Origin of the sequence: Sphingomonas pituitosa NBRC 102491, from assembly GCF_001598435.1 — a bacterium.
GTDB lineage: Bacteria > Pseudomonadota > Alphaproteobacteria > Sphingomonadales > Sphingomonadaceae > Sphingomonas > Sphingomonas pituitosa.
Window position 1 is genome coordinate 453429 of the sequence record NZ_BCYY01000001.1, and the last position, 14610, is coordinate 468038.

The 14610-nt window shown below is 69.2% G+C and carries 16 protein-coding genes; 7 read left to right on the forward strand and 9 right to left on the reverse strand.

Going from position 1 to position 14610, the window contains the following annotated elements; translation table 11 throughout:
- Window positions 1–2: 2 nt before the first annotated feature.
- Genes SPI01S_RS02090 through SPI01S_RS22565 form a run of 3 tightly spaced genes read right to left on the reverse strand, consistent with a single transcriptional unit; the run spans window position 3 to window position 2834 of the window.
- Window positions 3–914 (reverse strand): tyrosine-type recombinase/integrase, encoded by a 912-nt coding sequence (locus SPI01S_RS02090; RefSeq protein WP_084253212.1) that lies wholly within the window; start codon window positions 912–914, stop codon window positions 3–5.
- The gene (locus SPI01S_RS02095; RefSeq protein ID WP_245653437.1) at window positions 911–2716 is read right to left on the reverse strand and encodes a hypothetical protein; all 1806 of its coding nucleotides are present in this window, start codon (window positions 2714–2716) and stop codon (window positions 911–913) included. Before SPI01S_RS02095 ends, SPI01S_RS02090 begins: the two co-directional genes overlap by 4 nt.
- A complete protein-coding gene (locus tag SPI01S_RS22565) occupies window positions 2697–2834 on the reverse strand; it encodes a hypothetical protein (protein ID WP_169804440.1) in 138 nt (45 codons plus the stop codon). Before SPI01S_RS22565 ends, SPI01S_RS02095 begins: the two co-directional genes overlap by 20 nt.
- A gap of 74 nt (window positions 2835–2908) precedes the next feature.
- Between SPI01S_RS22565 and SPI01S_RS02100 the strand changes: the two genes are divergently transcribed.
- Window positions 2909–3448 (forward strand): shikimate kinase, encoded by a 540-nt coding sequence (locus tag SPI01S_RS02100; RefSeq protein ID WP_066717290.1) that lies wholly within the window; start codon window positions 2909–2911, stop codon window positions 3446–3448.
- Entirely contained in the window at window positions 3445–4545 is a 1101-nt protein-coding gene (aroB, locus tag SPI01S_RS02105) for a 3-dehydroquinate synthase (protein WP_066717293.1), read from the forward strand. Before SPI01S_RS02100 ends, aroB begins: the two co-directional genes overlap by 4 nt.
- 25 nt (window positions 4546–4570) lie before the next feature.
- On the opposite strand, the gene SPI01S_RS02110 is transcribed toward aroB, so the two are convergent.
- Window positions 4571–5539: a methyltransferase gene (locus SPI01S_RS02110; protein WP_066717296.1), complete on the reverse strand. Its 969-nt coding sequence runs from the start codon at window positions 5537–5539 to the stop codon at window positions 4571–4573.
- 158 nt (window positions 5540–5697) lie between these two features.
- Here SPI01S_RS02110 and SPI01S_RS02115 point away from each other — a divergent pair, with 158 nt between their 5' ends.
- A complete protein-coding gene (locus SPI01S_RS02115) occupies window positions 5698–7575 on the forward strand; it encodes a M1 family metallopeptidase (RefSeq protein WP_066717299.1) in 1878 nt (625 codons plus the stop codon).
- Between the two features lie 4 nt (window positions 7576–7579).
- Window positions 7580–7723 (forward strand): DUF2256 domain-containing protein, encoded by a 144-nt coding sequence (locus SPI01S_RS21650; protein ID WP_084253213.1) that lies wholly within the window; start codon window positions 7580–7582, stop codon window positions 7721–7723.
- Between the two features lie 54 nt (window positions 7724–7777).
- Here the strand turns inward: SPI01S_RS21650 and SPI01S_RS02120 are convergent, their stop codons facing one another.
- The 5 genes from SPI01S_RS02120 to SPI01S_RS02140 form a co-directional block, all read right to left on the reverse strand.
- Entirely contained in the window at window positions 7778–8179 is a 402-nt protein-coding gene (locus tag SPI01S_RS02120; protein ID WP_373278292.1) for a hypothetical protein, read from the reverse strand.
- Window positions 8134–8475 (reverse strand): DUF423 domain-containing protein, encoded by a 342-nt coding sequence (locus SPI01S_RS02125; protein WP_066717302.1) that lies wholly within the window; start codon window positions 8473–8475, stop codon window positions 8134–8136. The genes SPI01S_RS02120 and SPI01S_RS02125 overlap by 46 nt, the downstream gene beginning before the upstream one ends.
- A gap of 15 nt (window positions 8476–8490) precedes the next feature.
- Window positions 8491–10272, reverse strand: a complete 1782-nt coding sequence (locus tag SPI01S_RS02130) for a cation:proton antiporter domain-containing protein (protein WP_066717304.1) — start codon at window positions 10270–10272, stop codon at window positions 8491–8493.
- Window positions 10272–10706, reverse strand: a complete 435-nt coding sequence (locus SPI01S_RS02135; RefSeq protein ID WP_066717306.1) for an iron-sulfur cluster assembly scaffold protein — start codon at window positions 10704–10706, stop codon at window positions 10272–10274. The genes SPI01S_RS02130 and SPI01S_RS02135 overlap by 1 nt, the downstream gene beginning before the upstream one ends.
- A gap of 97 nt (window positions 10707–10803) precedes the next feature.
- Window positions 10804–11382: a CvpA family protein gene (locus SPI01S_RS02140; RefSeq protein WP_066717309.1), complete on the reverse strand. Its 579-nt coding sequence runs from the start codon at window positions 11380–11382 to the stop codon at window positions 10804–10806.
- 102 nt (window positions 11383–11484) lie between these two features.
- Here SPI01S_RS02140 and radA point away from each other — a divergent pair, with 102 nt between their 5' ends.
- The 3 genes from radA (at window position 11485) to SPI01S_RS02150 (ending at window position 14535) form a co-directional block, all read left to right on the forward strand.
- Window positions 11485–12864: a DNA repair protein RadA gene (radA, locus tag SPI01S_RS02145; protein WP_066717319.1), complete on the forward strand. Its 1380-nt coding sequence runs from the start codon at window positions 11485–11487 to the stop codon at window positions 12862–12864.
- Window positions 12865–13123: 259 nt separating this feature from the next.
- Complete coding sequence (locus SPI01S_RS22570; protein ID WP_169804441.1) at window positions 13124–13912, forward strand: PEP-CTERM sorting domain-containing protein; 789 nt, start codon at window positions 13124–13126, stop codon at window positions 13910–13912.
- On the forward strand, window positions 13912–14535 hold the full coding sequence (locus SPI01S_RS02150; protein WP_066717322.1) for a L,D-transpeptidase: 624 nt from the start codon (window positions 13912–13914) through the stop codon (window positions 14533–14535). The genes SPI01S_RS22570 and SPI01S_RS02150 overlap by 1 nt, the downstream gene beginning before the upstream one ends.
- The last annotated feature ends 75 nt before the right edge of the window (window positions 14536–14610 follow it).

Consider the following 14610-nt stretch of genomic DNA (forward strand, 5'->3'; position numbering starts at 1 on the left):
CGCTACGCGGAGCCGCGCTTCGCGTCAACGAGGGCCTCGCCCAGCGGGTGTCTCTCGTTGACGAGTTCGACCAGCCGGCGGCTGTCGACATGGGTGTAGATCTCGGTCGTCGCGATATCCGCATGGCCGAGCATCGCCTGGAGCGCGCGCAGGTCCGCCCCGCCTTCCAGCAAATGGGTCGCGAAGGCATGGCGCAGGACGTGGGGACTCACCCGTTCGGGCGGGATGCCGGCGATCCCAGCGAGCGCGCGGACGATCTGGTAGAGGCGGACGCGCGTCAGGTGCTTCTTGCCCGAGGGGAACAGCCAGGGGCTGTCCGGCGGCACCTGCCCGCGCCAGACCGCGACGGCAGCGCGGGCGCGGTCCGAAATCGGCACCAGCCGCTCGCGTCCGCCCTTGCCCTTCAGGATCAGGAACGGGCGATCGGGATGAATGGCGTTGCGGGGTAGCGAGACGAGCTCGGTCGCGCGCAGGCCCGAGCCGTAGAGCAGCTCGATCAGCGCGGCGAGCCGCAGGTCGAGCGGATCGGGCGGCACCCGCGCCTGGCGCTCGGCGATCGCGGCGAACATCGCGTCGACATCCGCCGTGCTGAGAATCCTGGGCAGACGGCGTGCCGTGCCGGGGCGCGGCAAGGCGTTGCCGGGGTCGTCGGCGCGGTGCCCCTCCTCCGCGAGGAACGCGAAGAAGCGGCGCAGCGCCGCCGATTTGCGCGCGACGGTGGACCGGGCGAGCTCCGCCCAGCCGCCCGCAAGCCGCTCGATCTCCTCCCGGCCGGCACCCGCCAAGTCACCGCCGAGTGCCTCGGACGCGAGCCGCAGGTCGGTACCGTACGCCGCCACCGTGTTCGCCGCCGCACCCGCCTCGGCGCGGAGCATCTCCAGGAAACGCTCGATCAGGTCGCGATCGGCGCTCACGCCGCGCGCGTAACCGCTTCCACGGCAATCATCCGGGCATAGTTCGCCATCCCCGCCGCCCGCATCGCCGCGACGATGTGGTAGAGCGCCTCGGGCGTCACCTGGTCCCAGCGCGGCGACTGCATGCCCACGCCCGCCAGCAGCGCCACCATGCCGGGCTGGTTGCGCGCGCCTGCGCGATCGATCGCCTGGGTCCAGCTGTTGACGCCCCCGATCGACACCTGGGTTGCCGCGGCGCCGCGCTGCGCATCGGCCGGCGACAGCCGCCCCAACCCCGCGAGGCCGGCCAGCAGCATCGCCGCCTTGCGCGGGCTTGCGGACCCGGCATAGCGCTCGAAATCGCCATATCCGATCGTGCCCGAAGCCTCGGCCAGCGCGAGCAGCGCCCAGCCCTCCCCGCCCGGCGCAACCACGCCGCGCCATTGCAGCGCCGCCGAATCATAGCCGGCGGAAAGCATCGAGGCGATCAGCCGGTCGGGCTCGGCCGCGTTCTTGTTCGCCGGGATCCAGGCGGCAGCCTTGGCGGTCAGCACCAGTCGGGCATAGCGCAGGCGCGGGCTTTCGGCCGCGTCCCACAGGCCCTTCATCGCCTGCACCCGTTCGGTGGCCGAGCCGGTATAGGCGCTGCGCAGATCGCGCACCGTCTTCTGCAGCGGATCGGGCACGTCGCTCGCCTGGTCGAGCTCGGCATAGAGGTCGACCAGCGCGGCATTGGACAGCACGCCCGCGGCTGCGGCCAGTTCCGCCGCCCCGACGCGGTTCACCGGCGACACCGCCGGCGACAGCGCCTGCCAGTAGCGGAATTCCGGACCGACCGTGGCGAACAGATTGTCGGGGATGTCCACGCCCGCCGCCGTCGCCATACCGAAACGCCACGCGGAGAGCGCCGGCACGCCGACCCAATCGATCGTCACCGCACGGCGCGAATCGGCGCCCAACCCCACCACCTTGGTGGCGAGCAGCGTGTCGAGATCGTTGCGCGGCCTGCCCTTGCCCGCGGCATCGAGCCGCTGGTCGGCCTCGCTCGGCTTGCCGGCAAGCCCGGCGCAGATCGCCTGGGCGAGCGACCAGCCCCGATCGGGAATGGCGGAAGCGGCGTCGTCGACGATCGGGCAGACGGAGGCGGGATCGCCAGTCGCGAGTGCGACCTGCATCGCCACCCGATCGAGCGCATTGGTATAGTCGTCGATATCGACATAGCTGACCAGCCCGCGCGCAGCGGTCGCCTCGCCCATGCGGAGCAGCAGCCAGGCGCGCTCGGCGGCATAGTCGGCACCGTCCAGCCCGCGCGGCGTATCGAGCGGCGACATCAGCGCGCGGCGGAGCGCGATCGACACCCAGCGCGATGCGACCGGCGCATCGAGCCGGCGCATCAGCGTCACCTGCGTGGCGCCGGATACGTCGCCGAACGCATCGGCCGGAAACGGCGCATTGCCCGCAGCGAGGATGCCGACGCGGTTCAGCGGCCGGCGCGCCCCCTTGGGCAGATCATATTGCGAGAGGTCGATCGCCGGTGCCGCGACGACGCTGGCGGTGCTCTCCTCCACGTCGAAGGCATCCGGCCCCATGTCGCCGCCGACGGGCGCCACGTCACCGCTTGGTGATGGCACGGCTGCCGGCGCGGCGCTGGGCGTCGGGCTCGGGCGCGGCGAGGGCTGCGGTCGCGGTGCCGGCTGGTCGAAGCCGGGCGGCAACAGCGATTCGGGCGCTTTCTGCTGCTGGCTGAACGCGGGCACGCCGATCGCAGCGAGCAACCCCGCCGCGATCGCGAGCCGGGACGCCCTAGTTGGCGAGGTTTTCAAGCGCGACCGCCTTCTCCATGCGCACCGGCTCCTTGACGGTGTTGCGGCCGGCCAGGGCGAACATGCCACCGATCAGAACCACCAGAATCACGAGCAACACGACAAGCATACGCGGCATGAAAAACAGTCCAATCCTTGAGCGGTAAGGGCCTTTTGCCCGAGACGGTCCCTCGCTGTATAGCCCTTCGCACGATGTTACAAACGCATGCGCAACTTCCACACTGGACCGGCAAGCCGATCGTATTGGTCGGGCTGATGGGGGCCGGAAAAACCACGGTAGGGCGCCGCCTTGCCCAGCGCCTGCGGCTCCCCTTCGTCGACGCGGACGCAGAAATCGAATCGGCGGCGGGCATGTCGGTCTCCGACATTTTCGCCAAGTTCGGCGAACCGCATTTCCGCGACGGCGAACGGCGGGTAATCGCCCGGCTGGTGGACGGCACGCCCAAGGTGATCGCCACCGGCGGCGGCGCGTTCATCAACGACGAGACGCGGGCGCTGATCCTCGGCCAGGCGATCTCGATCTGGCTCGATGCCGAGCCGGCGGTGCTCGCCGATCGCGTGCGGCGGCGAGACACGCGGCCGCTGCTGCGCGGCAAGGACCCCCTGGCGACGCTGACCGACCTCGCCAAGGCGCGGAACCCCTATTACGCGCTTGCACAGATCCGCGTGCCCAGCGTAGCCGCACCGCACGAAACCACCGTCGAAGCGATCCTGAAGGCTCTCCGCAAGTGACCACCATCTCCGTTGCCCTGGGCGCACGCAGCTATGACGTGCGCATCGAACCCGGTTTGCTGGCGCGCGCGGGCGAAGTCCTGGCGCCCCTGTCGCGCGGGCGCCCGATGCCGATCGTCACCGACACGAACCTGGCCGCCCATTGCGAGACGCTGGTCGCCAGCCTCGCGGCCGCCGGTGTTTCCGCGCCGGTCCTCACGCTGCCAGCGGGCGAGAGCACCAAGAGCTGGGCACAGCTCGAAGCGCTGACCGACTGGCTGCTCGCGCAAGGCGTGGTGCGCAGCGATCACGTGATTGCGCTGGGCGGCGGCGTGATCGGCGATCTGGTCGGCTTCGCGACCAGCATCCTCAAGCGGGGCTGCAACTTCGTCCAGATCCCCACCACGCTGCTCGCACAGGTCGACAGCTCGGTCGGCGGCAAGACGGCGATCAACTCGAAGGCCGGCAAGAACCTGATCGGCGCATTCCACCAGCCGGCGGTGGTGCTGATCGATCCGCAGGTGCTCGACACGCTGCCCCAGCGGGAGCTGCGCGCGGGCTATGCCGAGGTCGCGAAATACGGGCTGATCGACGATGCGGGGTTCTTCGCCTGGTGCGAGGGCAACGCCGCCGCGCTGTTCGCTGGCGATCCGCAGGCGCGCGCGCACGCGATCGGCCATTCGGTCGCCGCCAAGGCGCGCATCGTCGCCGCCGACGAGCGCGAGACCACGGGCACCCGCGCGCTGCTCAACCTGGGCCACACCTTCGGCCATGCGCTGGAAGCGGAGACGGGCTTTTCCGACAAGCTGCTCCACGGCGAAGCGGTGGCGGCGGGCATGGCGCTGGCCTTCGCCTTCTCGGCCGAACAGGGCCTGTGCCCGGCCGAGGATGCGGCGCGGGTGGCGGCGCATCTCCGCGCCGTGGGTCTGCCGGACGGGCTTGCAGCAGCCGGCGTGACCGCAGACGGCGCGACGCTGGTCGGCCATATGCTCCACGACAAGAAGATGGAGGGCAGCACCCTGCCCTTCCTGCTCGCGCGCGCGATCGGACGGACCTATCTGGACAAGACCGTGGACCTGGAAAAGGTCGCGGCATTCCTGGACGGGCAAACCGCTTAAACGCCTCCCCGGCACGGGGAGGCGTTTAGGGGAGCCGCTCGATCACCGCGGTCACCAGCGCGATGCGCTCGACATCGGCATAGGCCGCCGTCTCCAGCTCCTCGCCGAACACGTCGGGATCGATTTCCTCGTAGCGCAGGCGGCAGCCCTCCGCGGCGGCCAGCTCCATCAGGCGGCCGCGCAGCGCATCCGCGCCGCCTACGATCGCGCTGCCGGTGTAGAGCAGGAACCGACCACCCGCCGACAGCCGCGGCACCGCCTCGCGCGCCATCGCCAGCGCGACGCCCGCGCCGTGCAGTTCCCCGCCGTCGCGATAGGCGCGGCCGGCAGGGTCGATGATATAGGGCGGGTTGGCCAGCACCAGATCGAGTGCGCCTGAAATCCCGGACAGGTCGTCGCCCTGCACGAACCGCGCGGGGACACCCGCCGCCTGCGCGTTGACCCGCGCGAGCCGCAGCGCCGCAGGGTTGATGTCGGTCATCACGATGTCGACCTTGGGGCAGCAATGCGCGGCGGCGATCGCCCCTGCTCCGGCGCCGGTGCCGATGTCCACCAGCGTCGCACCTTCGCGCTCGGGGCAGCAATCCAGCTCCGCCGCGATGAAGCGGGCGAAGCGATAGCTGTCGGGGCCGAAGAACACCGCATCTCGCTCGTCCGTGGGATAGGCGGAATGCACGAGCAGGTCCGGGCCCAGAGTCGAGACGCGCACCTTGCTCCGCAGCGCTGCCCCCGTCCTCTCGACCAGGTCGGCGGCTTCGAGCGCATCGCGCAGGGATGCGTCGAGCAGGCCGGCGTCGAAGGGAAGGCTCCAGCCGAAGATGTCGCGCAGATCGGCCGCACGCTGCCGGTCCGGCCGCGCGAGCACGCGCGCATGGGTCGCTGGCGTCGGGGTGATGAAACGATAGTCCCGGGCCTTGAGGAAGGCGATCAGTTCGTGCAGCGCCGCCCCGGCGTCCGCCGCTGCAGCAGGTCGTTCCGCCACCAGCAATCCCATGCATATCCCCGATTGTTTGACCTTCGATCAACGCGGGAGGAGCGATGGAAGCTCCACGGCGGGCGGCGGTTAAGTGACTGATCCAGGGCAAGCGTTCGTCCGGGGCAGGCGTGCGCCCTCCCCTTGCCCCCCGCCGCGCCAGGGCCTAGCTCGATGCCATGCGCATCCTGACCCTGGCTCTCGCCGCTTCGACCATGCTCGTCTCTCCCACCCTCGCCCTGCAGACGGCACACGCGCCGATCCTCACCACGCCCGAGGCGAAGGACGTGTGGACCTATGCCCGGCCGGAAGTCGCCCGCGTCACCCATGTCGCGCTGGACCTGCGCGCGGACTTCGCGACCAGGACGCTGCGCGGCACCGCGACGCTCGACATCCTCGCCGCGTCGGGCGCGGCGGAGATCGTGCTCGACGATGATGGGCTGGTGATCGCCAAGGTCACCGATGCGGCGGGCAAGCCGCTGCCCTTCACGGTCGGCGCGGCCAAGCCGGATCTCGGCGCGCCGCTGACCGTGCAGCTGCACGGCGCGCACAAGATCGTCGTCCATTATGCCACCGCGCCGGGGGCGTCGGCGCTGCAATGGCTGGCGCCCGCGCTCACCGCCGGCAAGAAGAAGCCGTATCTGTTCAGCCAGGGCCAGCCGATCAACAACCGCAGCTGGATCCCCACCCAGGACAGCCCCGGCATCCGCCAGACCTGGTCCGCGACCCTCACCGTTCCCGCCGACCTCGTCGCGGTGGCGAGCGGCACGCGGCTCGATGGCGCCAAGGGCGTGCCCGCGGGCAAGGGCTGGCACCGCTTCCGCTTCCGCATGGACAAGCCGGTGCCGCCGTACCTGATCGCCTTTGCGGTCGGCGACCTCGCCTTCCAGCCGGTAGGCCCGCGCGCCGGCGTGTGGACCGAACCGAGCATGCTCGCCGCCGCGGCACGCGAAGTCGCCGATGTCGAGAAGATGATCGACGCGGCGCAGGCGCTCTATGGCCCCTATCGCTGGGGCCGTTACGACATGCTCGTCCTGCCGCCGAGCTTCCCCTATGGCGGCATGGAGAACCCCACCCTCACTTTCCTGACGCCGACGATCATCACCGGCGACAAGTCGAACGTCGACGTGGTGGCGCACGAGCTGGCGCACAGCTGGTCGGGCAATCTCGTCACCAACGCCACCTGGTCGGATTCCTGGTTGAACGAGGGCTTCACCACCTATTTCGAAAACCGCATCATGGAAGCGGTGTACGGCAAGGAGCGCGCCGCGACCGATGCCGATCTCGAATGGGACGGCCTCCAGCGCGACATCGCCGATGCCGGGGGCATGGAGGCAGCCACGACCCGCCTGCACGGCGATCCGGGCGCGACCTTCGGCCAGCTCGATTACTTCAAGGGCTCGACCTTCCTGCGCACGATCGAACGAACGGTGGGGCGTGCGCGGTGGGACGTGTACTTACGCGGCTATTTCGACCGGCACGCCTTCCAGCCGCAGACCACCGCCGGCTTCCTGGCGGACCTGCGGGCAAACCTGGTGAAGGGCGATGCCGGGCTCGAGGCCAATCTCCAGCTCGACAAATGGGCCTATGCCGCAGGCCTCCCGAACAATGCGGTGCACGTGCAGTCGGCGACGCTCAAGGCGGTCGATGCGCAGCTGGCGGCGGTCAATGCGGGCGGGCCGGTCTCGGCGGTGCATCCGCAGGGCTGGGCGACCCAGCAATGGCTGCGGTTCCTGAACGGCCTCGACCGCAAGCAGACTCCCGCCCGGCTGAAGGAATTGGACGAGGCGCTGGGGCTGTCCGCATCGAGCAACGCCTATGTCCGCTCGGCCTGGGGGGAATTGGCGATCGCCAACCGCTACGACCCGGCGGTGCCGAGCATCGGGAAGCTGGTCGGCAGCGTCGGGCGGGGCTTGCTGATCTATCCGATCTACAAGGACCTGATGGCGCAGGGCGACTGGGGCAAGCCGATCGCACGGCGCTTCTATGAGGCGTCCAGGGCGAGCTACCATCCCACCGTGGCGGCGAGCGTCGCCAAGATCGTCGGGGTGGAGTGAGCCCGTGCCGCGCGGCGTCGCCAAGCGGGACCTGCCCACCAAGACCTGCCCGGTCTGCCAGTGGCCGTTCGCATGGCGCAAGAAGTGGGAGCGGGACTGGGAGAATGTGGTCTACTGCTCGGACCGCTGCCGGCGGGCGGGGAAGTAGAGCCACGCGATCCAATCCCCTCCCCTGAAGGGGAAGGGGCCCGCGGCATGCCCCTTACTGATACCGCAGCGTCTTGCCGAACCCCGTATTCGTCTTCGTCATCTTGGCGAGCTTGCGCAGATAGGCCTTCACCTCGCGCTCGAACCGCTGCTCGCTGCGCACACCGGCGCGGTAGAAATCGTCCTTCGCCAGCAGCGCCTTCAGCGCCTCGCCGAGCCTGGCCTGATCGTCCACCGCATCGCTGTGCCGGAACTGTTCGCAGACCCATTCCTCGGCCGCGGCCTTGTCATAATCGTCCTCGCGGTCGCGGCCATAGCGATCGGCGACGTCCTGGTCCGAACGCGCCGCCTTGATCCGGCGCTCCAGCCACATGCGGACCTGCGCCGGGTTCCAGTCTTCCTGCGCCCCCGTCACAGGCGAACCTTCGATGCCAGCGCCCAGGCCAGCCACAGCCATCCGGCGATCATCGCCGCTCCGCCGATCGGCGTCACCGCGCCCAGCCAGCGCGGCAGGCCAAGCGCCATCAGATACAGCGTGCCCGCGAACACGAAACCGCCGCCGACGAACAATGCCGCCGGTCCGCGCGCGCCCAGTTGCAGCGCGACCAGGGCCGCCACGGCATGCACCAGCTGATAGTGACCGCCGGTCTTGAGCCACTCGACGGCCGCCCCTTGCGCGCCGTGCGCGCCAAAGGCGCCTGCCGCCACCGCCATCGCGCCCGACAGCGCCGCCAGCACTGCGATCCAGTTCATGCCCCTGCTCCCAACTCAGCCATCCCCCCGGTCCTGCACCGCAGCCGCCGCGGCGGCCGACTGGCTGAACATGCCGTCGCGCCCTGCGTAGAGGTCGCCGGTCTCCTTCTGCTGCTTCAACCGCTCGATGTCCCGGCGGCGATACTCCGCCTCGGTCTTGTCGATCTCGGCGCCGTCGACGCCCACCGCGTCCATCGCGCGGCGCGCCATCACCACCGCGCTTTCCATCACTTCGCGCACAACGCCCGCGATCGGTGCGCCCTTCAGCTTCATGATGCTGCGGCGGTCATACGCCCGCGCGAAGATGCTCGCATTCGGGAAGGCAGCATGCACGCCCTCCATCATCTCAGTGTCCATGCCGTCGCCATCCTGGCAGAAGAGCAGCAGCTCAGCCTGCCCCGCTCCTGCCTGGCGCAGCAGATCGATGCGGGTGCCGTCGCCATAATAGACCTTCATGCCGAAGGTGCCGGCCGTCTCGATCATCTCCACGTCGCGATCGATGATGGTGACGGGAATGCCCTGCGCGATCAGCATCTGCGCGACCGTCTGGCCAAATCGGCCATAGCCGACCACCACGGCATTGGCGCCTTCCTGTCGCGGCCCGTCCGGAAGCGCGCCTTCGCGGAGCGGTTCCGTGCGCAGGCGCCGGGTTGCCATTATCAGGAAGGGCGTGGTCGCCATCGACACCGTGACGATCGCGCTGAACACGCTGGCCGCCTGCGGCTCGACCAGCAGCGCCTTCTGGGCCTGGGCGAACAGCACGAAGCCGAACTCGCCGCCCTGGCTGAGCAGCACGCCCAGCGCGAACGCGCCGCGCGGCTTCATCCCGAACAGCAGCGCCAGCCCCATGATCAGCACCGTCTTGGCGGCGATCAGCGCTAGCGCCATGCCGGCCACGAAGAAGGGACGCTCGGCGATGGCGTGCAGGTCCAGCGTCATGCCCACGGCGACGAAGAAGAGCCCGAGCAGGATCGAGCGGAACGGCTCCACATCGGCCTCCAGCTCGTGGCGGAAGGGCGAATCGGCCAGCATCACGCCCGCGATGAACGCCCCCAGCGCGGCGGAGAGGCCCAGCGCCTCCATGACCGCGGCGCTGGCGGTTACGGTCAGCAGCCCGGCGAAGACGAACATCTCGCGCTCGTCCAGGTTACCGATCAGCCGGAACAGCGGCCGCAGCAGGAAGCGCCCCGCCAGGATGAGCCCGACGATCGCCCCGACGGTGTAGAGGCCCAGCAGCCATCCCGGCGGGCCGCCCTGATCGGCCGGGTTGCGCGACATCGCCGCGACGATGGTGATCAGCGGCACGATCGACAGATCCTGGAACAGCAGGATCGCGAAGGCGCGCTCGCCGAACGGGGTGCGCAGTCGACCGGCCGACTGCAGGAGCGGCAGCACCTGCGCCGTGGAAGAAAGGCCCATCGGCAACCCCAGCGCCAGTGCCGCGCCGAGGGTGGAGCCGGTCGCGAACCAGACGATCGCCGCGATCGCGACCCCGCACAGGCTCACCTGCAGAAGGCCGAGCCCGAAGATGTCCCGCCGCATCCGCCACAGGCGCGACGGGCTCAATTCCAGCCCGACGAGGAAGAGGAGGAGCGCGATGCCCAACTCGGCAATGCCCATCTTGCCCTCGGCATCGCCGACCAGGCGCAGCACGTGCGGGCCGACCAGCGCGCCGGCGACGAGGAAGCCCAGCGTCGCGCCCAGCCCGAGTCGTCGGAACAAGAGGACGAAGAACAGCGCGAAGCCGAGCATCGGCACCGCATCGGCGAGCAACGAACCGTCTGCCGCATGCGCCATCAGCCGCGCGCCCCTGCCGCCTGCGCGGCCGCTTCGGCCGCCGCCTCGAACGCCAGCCGGATCGAGGCATGCCTGCCCCGATGCGGCAAGGCCGGGACGAACAGCGCCATGCCGGGCCAGTCGGGTGGTGTCTCGCGCTCGCCGGCGAGCCACGCGGTCAGCGCATCGCGGGCGGTGGCGAGCTCCGCTGGCGTGCGACCGACGATCGCCTCGCCCAGCAGCGCCGCCGATGCCTGCCCCAGCGCACAGGCGCGGACCAGCATCCCCACCTGCTCGACACGCCCCGACTCGTCGACCGTGATGTCCACCGTCACCCGGCTGCCGCAGACCGGCGAGCGTTTCTCGGAAGTGCCGCCGGGCTCCGCCAGCCGCGCATGATGGGGGATGGCCGCTGCCAGGCGCAGGATTTCCATATTGTAGAGCGGGGCATTCATACTCCCGATCTAGGGTAGGCGCCCGGCAGTTGCGAGCGCGAATTACCCTTCCATGGTATGGGTTGCGCGCGGACCCATACTCTCGGCACGGCGAGAATCAGTCCGCCTTGCGCCGGCGCGGGAGGCCCTGGTCCGTTCCCGCCCCGTCCGCGCTGGCATTGTCTCCGCCAAACACCGGCTCGCCCTTGCGCCGCCGATCGACGAAGTCGCCGATCGCGGCGCTGGTGGTGTCGAGCAGCGGATAGGTGACCGACCTGGTGATCCACTTCGGGCGGTGCGCCCGCCCACCCTCGAAGGTGTCGAGCACCAGCATCAGCACCAGGAAGCCCATGCTGACCAGGATCAGCCCCTTGGCGACCCCGAAGCCGACGCCCAGCGCACGATCGATCGGCCCCAGCATCGAATTGCGCATCTGCCCGCCAAGCGTGTTGGCGATCAGCCGCCCGCCAAAATAGCTTAGCCCCGCGAGCACCGCGAAGGCGAGCACCGCCGCCCCGCCCTCGGTGCCGATCATCGGCGCGAGCAGGGCGGTGAAGCCGGCGTGGAAGAACTTCACCGCCACGACAACCAGGATCCAGGCGAGGAACGCCAGCACCTCGGTGGTGAAGCCGCGCAGGAAGCCGAGGATCGCCGCGCCGGCGATGATGAGAAGCGTGAGGATGTCGAGCCCGGTCATATGCGCTCCATAGCAGCGTGGCGACGGCGGAGAAGAGGCGCCGTGCGCGCGACTTGCAAGGACCACGTTCCCTTTTCGTTTCCACTTTGCTACGGCCCGCGCATGGCAAAACTCCAGAAGCGCTATGTCTGCCAGGCCTGCGGCTCGGCCACCTCCAAATGGGCGGGGCAATGCGCCGATTGCGCGGAATGGAACACGCTGGTCGAGGAAGCCGGCGGCGCGCCTACGCCGTTCCAGGCCAAGCATCATCTGCAGTCGGGCGGCCGCATGATCCTGCTCTCGGGGCTCGACACCGAAGTCGCGTTGCCCGAGCGGATGCCGAGCGGCATCGCCGAATTCGATCGGGCGCTGGGCGGCGGCTTCGTAGAGGGTTCGGCGACGCTGATCGGCGGCGATCCCGGCATCGGCAAGTCGACGTTGCTGCTCCAGGCGGCCGCGAAGATCGCCACCCGCGGGCTATCGGTCGCCTATGTCTCGGGGGAAGAGGCGGCGGACCAGGTGCGGCTGCGCGCGCGGCGACTAGGCCTTGGCAACGCGCCGGTGCAGCTCGCCGCCGCCACGTCGGTTCGCGACATCCTGACGACGCTGAGCATGGCAACGCCGCCCGACCTGCTGATCATCGATTCGATCCAGACCATGCACTCCGATCTGATCGAGGGCGCGCCCGGCACGGTGAGCCAGGTCCGCGCCAGCGCGCAGGAGCTGATTCGCTTCGCCAAGGAACGCGGCACCGCGCTGGTGATGGTAGGGCACGTCACCAAGGACGGGTCGATCGCCGGGCCGCGGGTCCTGGAGCACATGGTCGATACCGTGCTCGCCTTCGAAGGCGAACGCAGCCATCTCTACCGCATCCTGCGGGCGGTAAAGAACCGCTTTGGCGGTACCGACGAGATCGGCGTTTTTGCGATGCAGACCGAGGGGTTGGCCGAAGTGGCCAACCCCTCCTCGCTCTTCCTGACCCAGCGGGACGAGAGCGTGACCGGCACGGTCGTCTTCCCGGCGCTGGAAGGAACCCGCCCGGTGCTGGTGGAAGTGCAGGCACTCACCGTACGGCTGGGATCGGGCGCGACGCCGAGGCGATCGGTGGTCGGCTGGGATTCGGCGCGCCTGTCGATGGTGCTGGCGGTCCTGGAGGCGCGCTGCGGCCTCAGCTTCTCGGCGTGCGAAGTATATCTGAACATCGCCGGCGGCTACCGGGTCCAGGATCCAGCTGCCGATCTGGCAGTCGCGGCCGCGCTCGTATCCGCATTGTCGGAGCGGCCGATCCCCGCCGATGCCGTGGTTTTCGGCGAGATCGCGCTTTCCGGCGAAGTACGCCCCGTCGCCCATGCCGCCCTGCGGATGCGGGAATCCGCGAAACTGGGCTTCGAACAGGCACTTGCGCCTGCGTCCCCGCACGCTAAGGGCGGCGAGGCTCCGCCGCTGCGGGTGGCGGATTACCGAAATCTCGGCGCGTTCGTAGAACAGCTGCTGGGGAGATAGCTCCATATCTGCATAAATGCGTATTTATGCTGGCATGCGCAGCGTCGTTTTGATACATGCGGTACATATCTGGAGGGCCAGGTTTGCAGCTTAGTCGTTGCTGCAATCCACCCCCGGGAACTATTCGATGACCTTCACGGTTTAATCGTGTTAAGTATTTTCCTGGATTGCGAATAGTTAACACATGCTGGTTATCCCAGCGAAATGGGGCGGGAGCACTGACTTGAAAGTGGGAAAGGACTCTCTGGGGAGACACCCCTTGGGCAAGCTGGGCGTTGCAGCAGCGGCTGTTACCCTGCTCTCGGCGACCTCTGCGGGAATCGCGGTTCCGCCGGTTGCCGCTGCGGTGCAGGAAGTCTCCAAGGCCCTTTCCGTCCTTACGGCACGATCGCCGGGTAAGCGGGAAGCCGGTGCGCACAGCCTTAAGGGCAAGCGTAAATATGGCTCCGTCGCCAAAAAGGGCCCGCGTGACGGGATGACGCCCGACTCGCTCGCGAACAATGGCGTGGCCTACCCCAAGGCCTTCGATCTTTCGGCGGATCAGGCTCCCGTGCCGGCTTCGCTGCCGCTGCCCGCCGACGTTCCGCTCGACGGAATGATGGCGCTGGCCTCGAGCTTCGACACGCTGTCCCCGTTTGCGGACATTGTTCCCGCGCCAGGGCCGGCCAGCTTCGGCGGCAACTCCATCGTACCGAGCGGCATGGGCGGGGGCGGCGGTGGTGGCGTGCCACCGATCGGAATCGCGACACCGGAGCCGACGCCCACTCCGACTCCAACGCCGCAGCCGACGCCGACGCCGACGCCGACGCCGCAACCCACTCCGACGCCGACACCGACACCGCAGCCAACACCAACGCCGCAGCCCACTCCGGAGCCGACGCCGCAGCCAACGCCGACTCCGCCGCCCCCGCCGCCGCCCCCGCCGGCTACGCCGACGCCGGTGCCGCCAGGGGTTCCGGAGCCTTCGCAGTGGCTGATGCTCGTCACCGCGTTCGGTATCGTGGGCGGCATCATGCGCCGGCGGAACCGGAGCGAAGCCTCGGCCTGATGCGGGTGCGGCCTCAACTCGGCCTTTGGATCTCGTTGGGCGCATCCTCGCTGCTGCTGGTTACGCTCGCGGCCAAGGCGTTCGTGCCGAAACCCGTGAAGCAGCATGCTGCCGCGAGCAGGTCCGTCCAAGGGCCAAGTAGCGACCGCATCCGCTTCTCGGATGGCGATCAGCAGCAGCTACGGCTCGGCGACGGCAGTACGCGGGTGGTGCGCAGCCTCCTGCAGGTGCCGAATCGCATGCAGTTCGGCGAGTTTGTCTGGAATGACGCGGGGGTTCCCCCGGGGAGGATCTGGCTGCGCATAGACCTGTCGCGCCAGATCCTCTCGGTGTTTCGCGGCGAAGACGAAATCGCCACCAGCGTCATCCTGTACGGTCAGGACGAAACGCCCACCCCTATCGGCAACTTCCCGATCCGCGGGATGGAACGGAACCATCGCTCGAACGCCTACGACGCCATGATGCCGTTCACGCTGTGGCTGACCAGCGACGGCGTCGCGATCCACGGCAGCAACGTCCGCCAGGGCCTGGCCACCCATGGCTGCATCGGTGTGCCGGAGGCATTCGCCCAGCGCCTGTTCGGGGTGGTGAAACGCGGTGACCTGGTATCGGTGGTGCGCTGATCGTCGGGGCTTTTGGTCGTTGACCGTCAGGGCTCGAGCGCACTGACCGCCGAGGCTTTTGGCGCGTCGCCACGC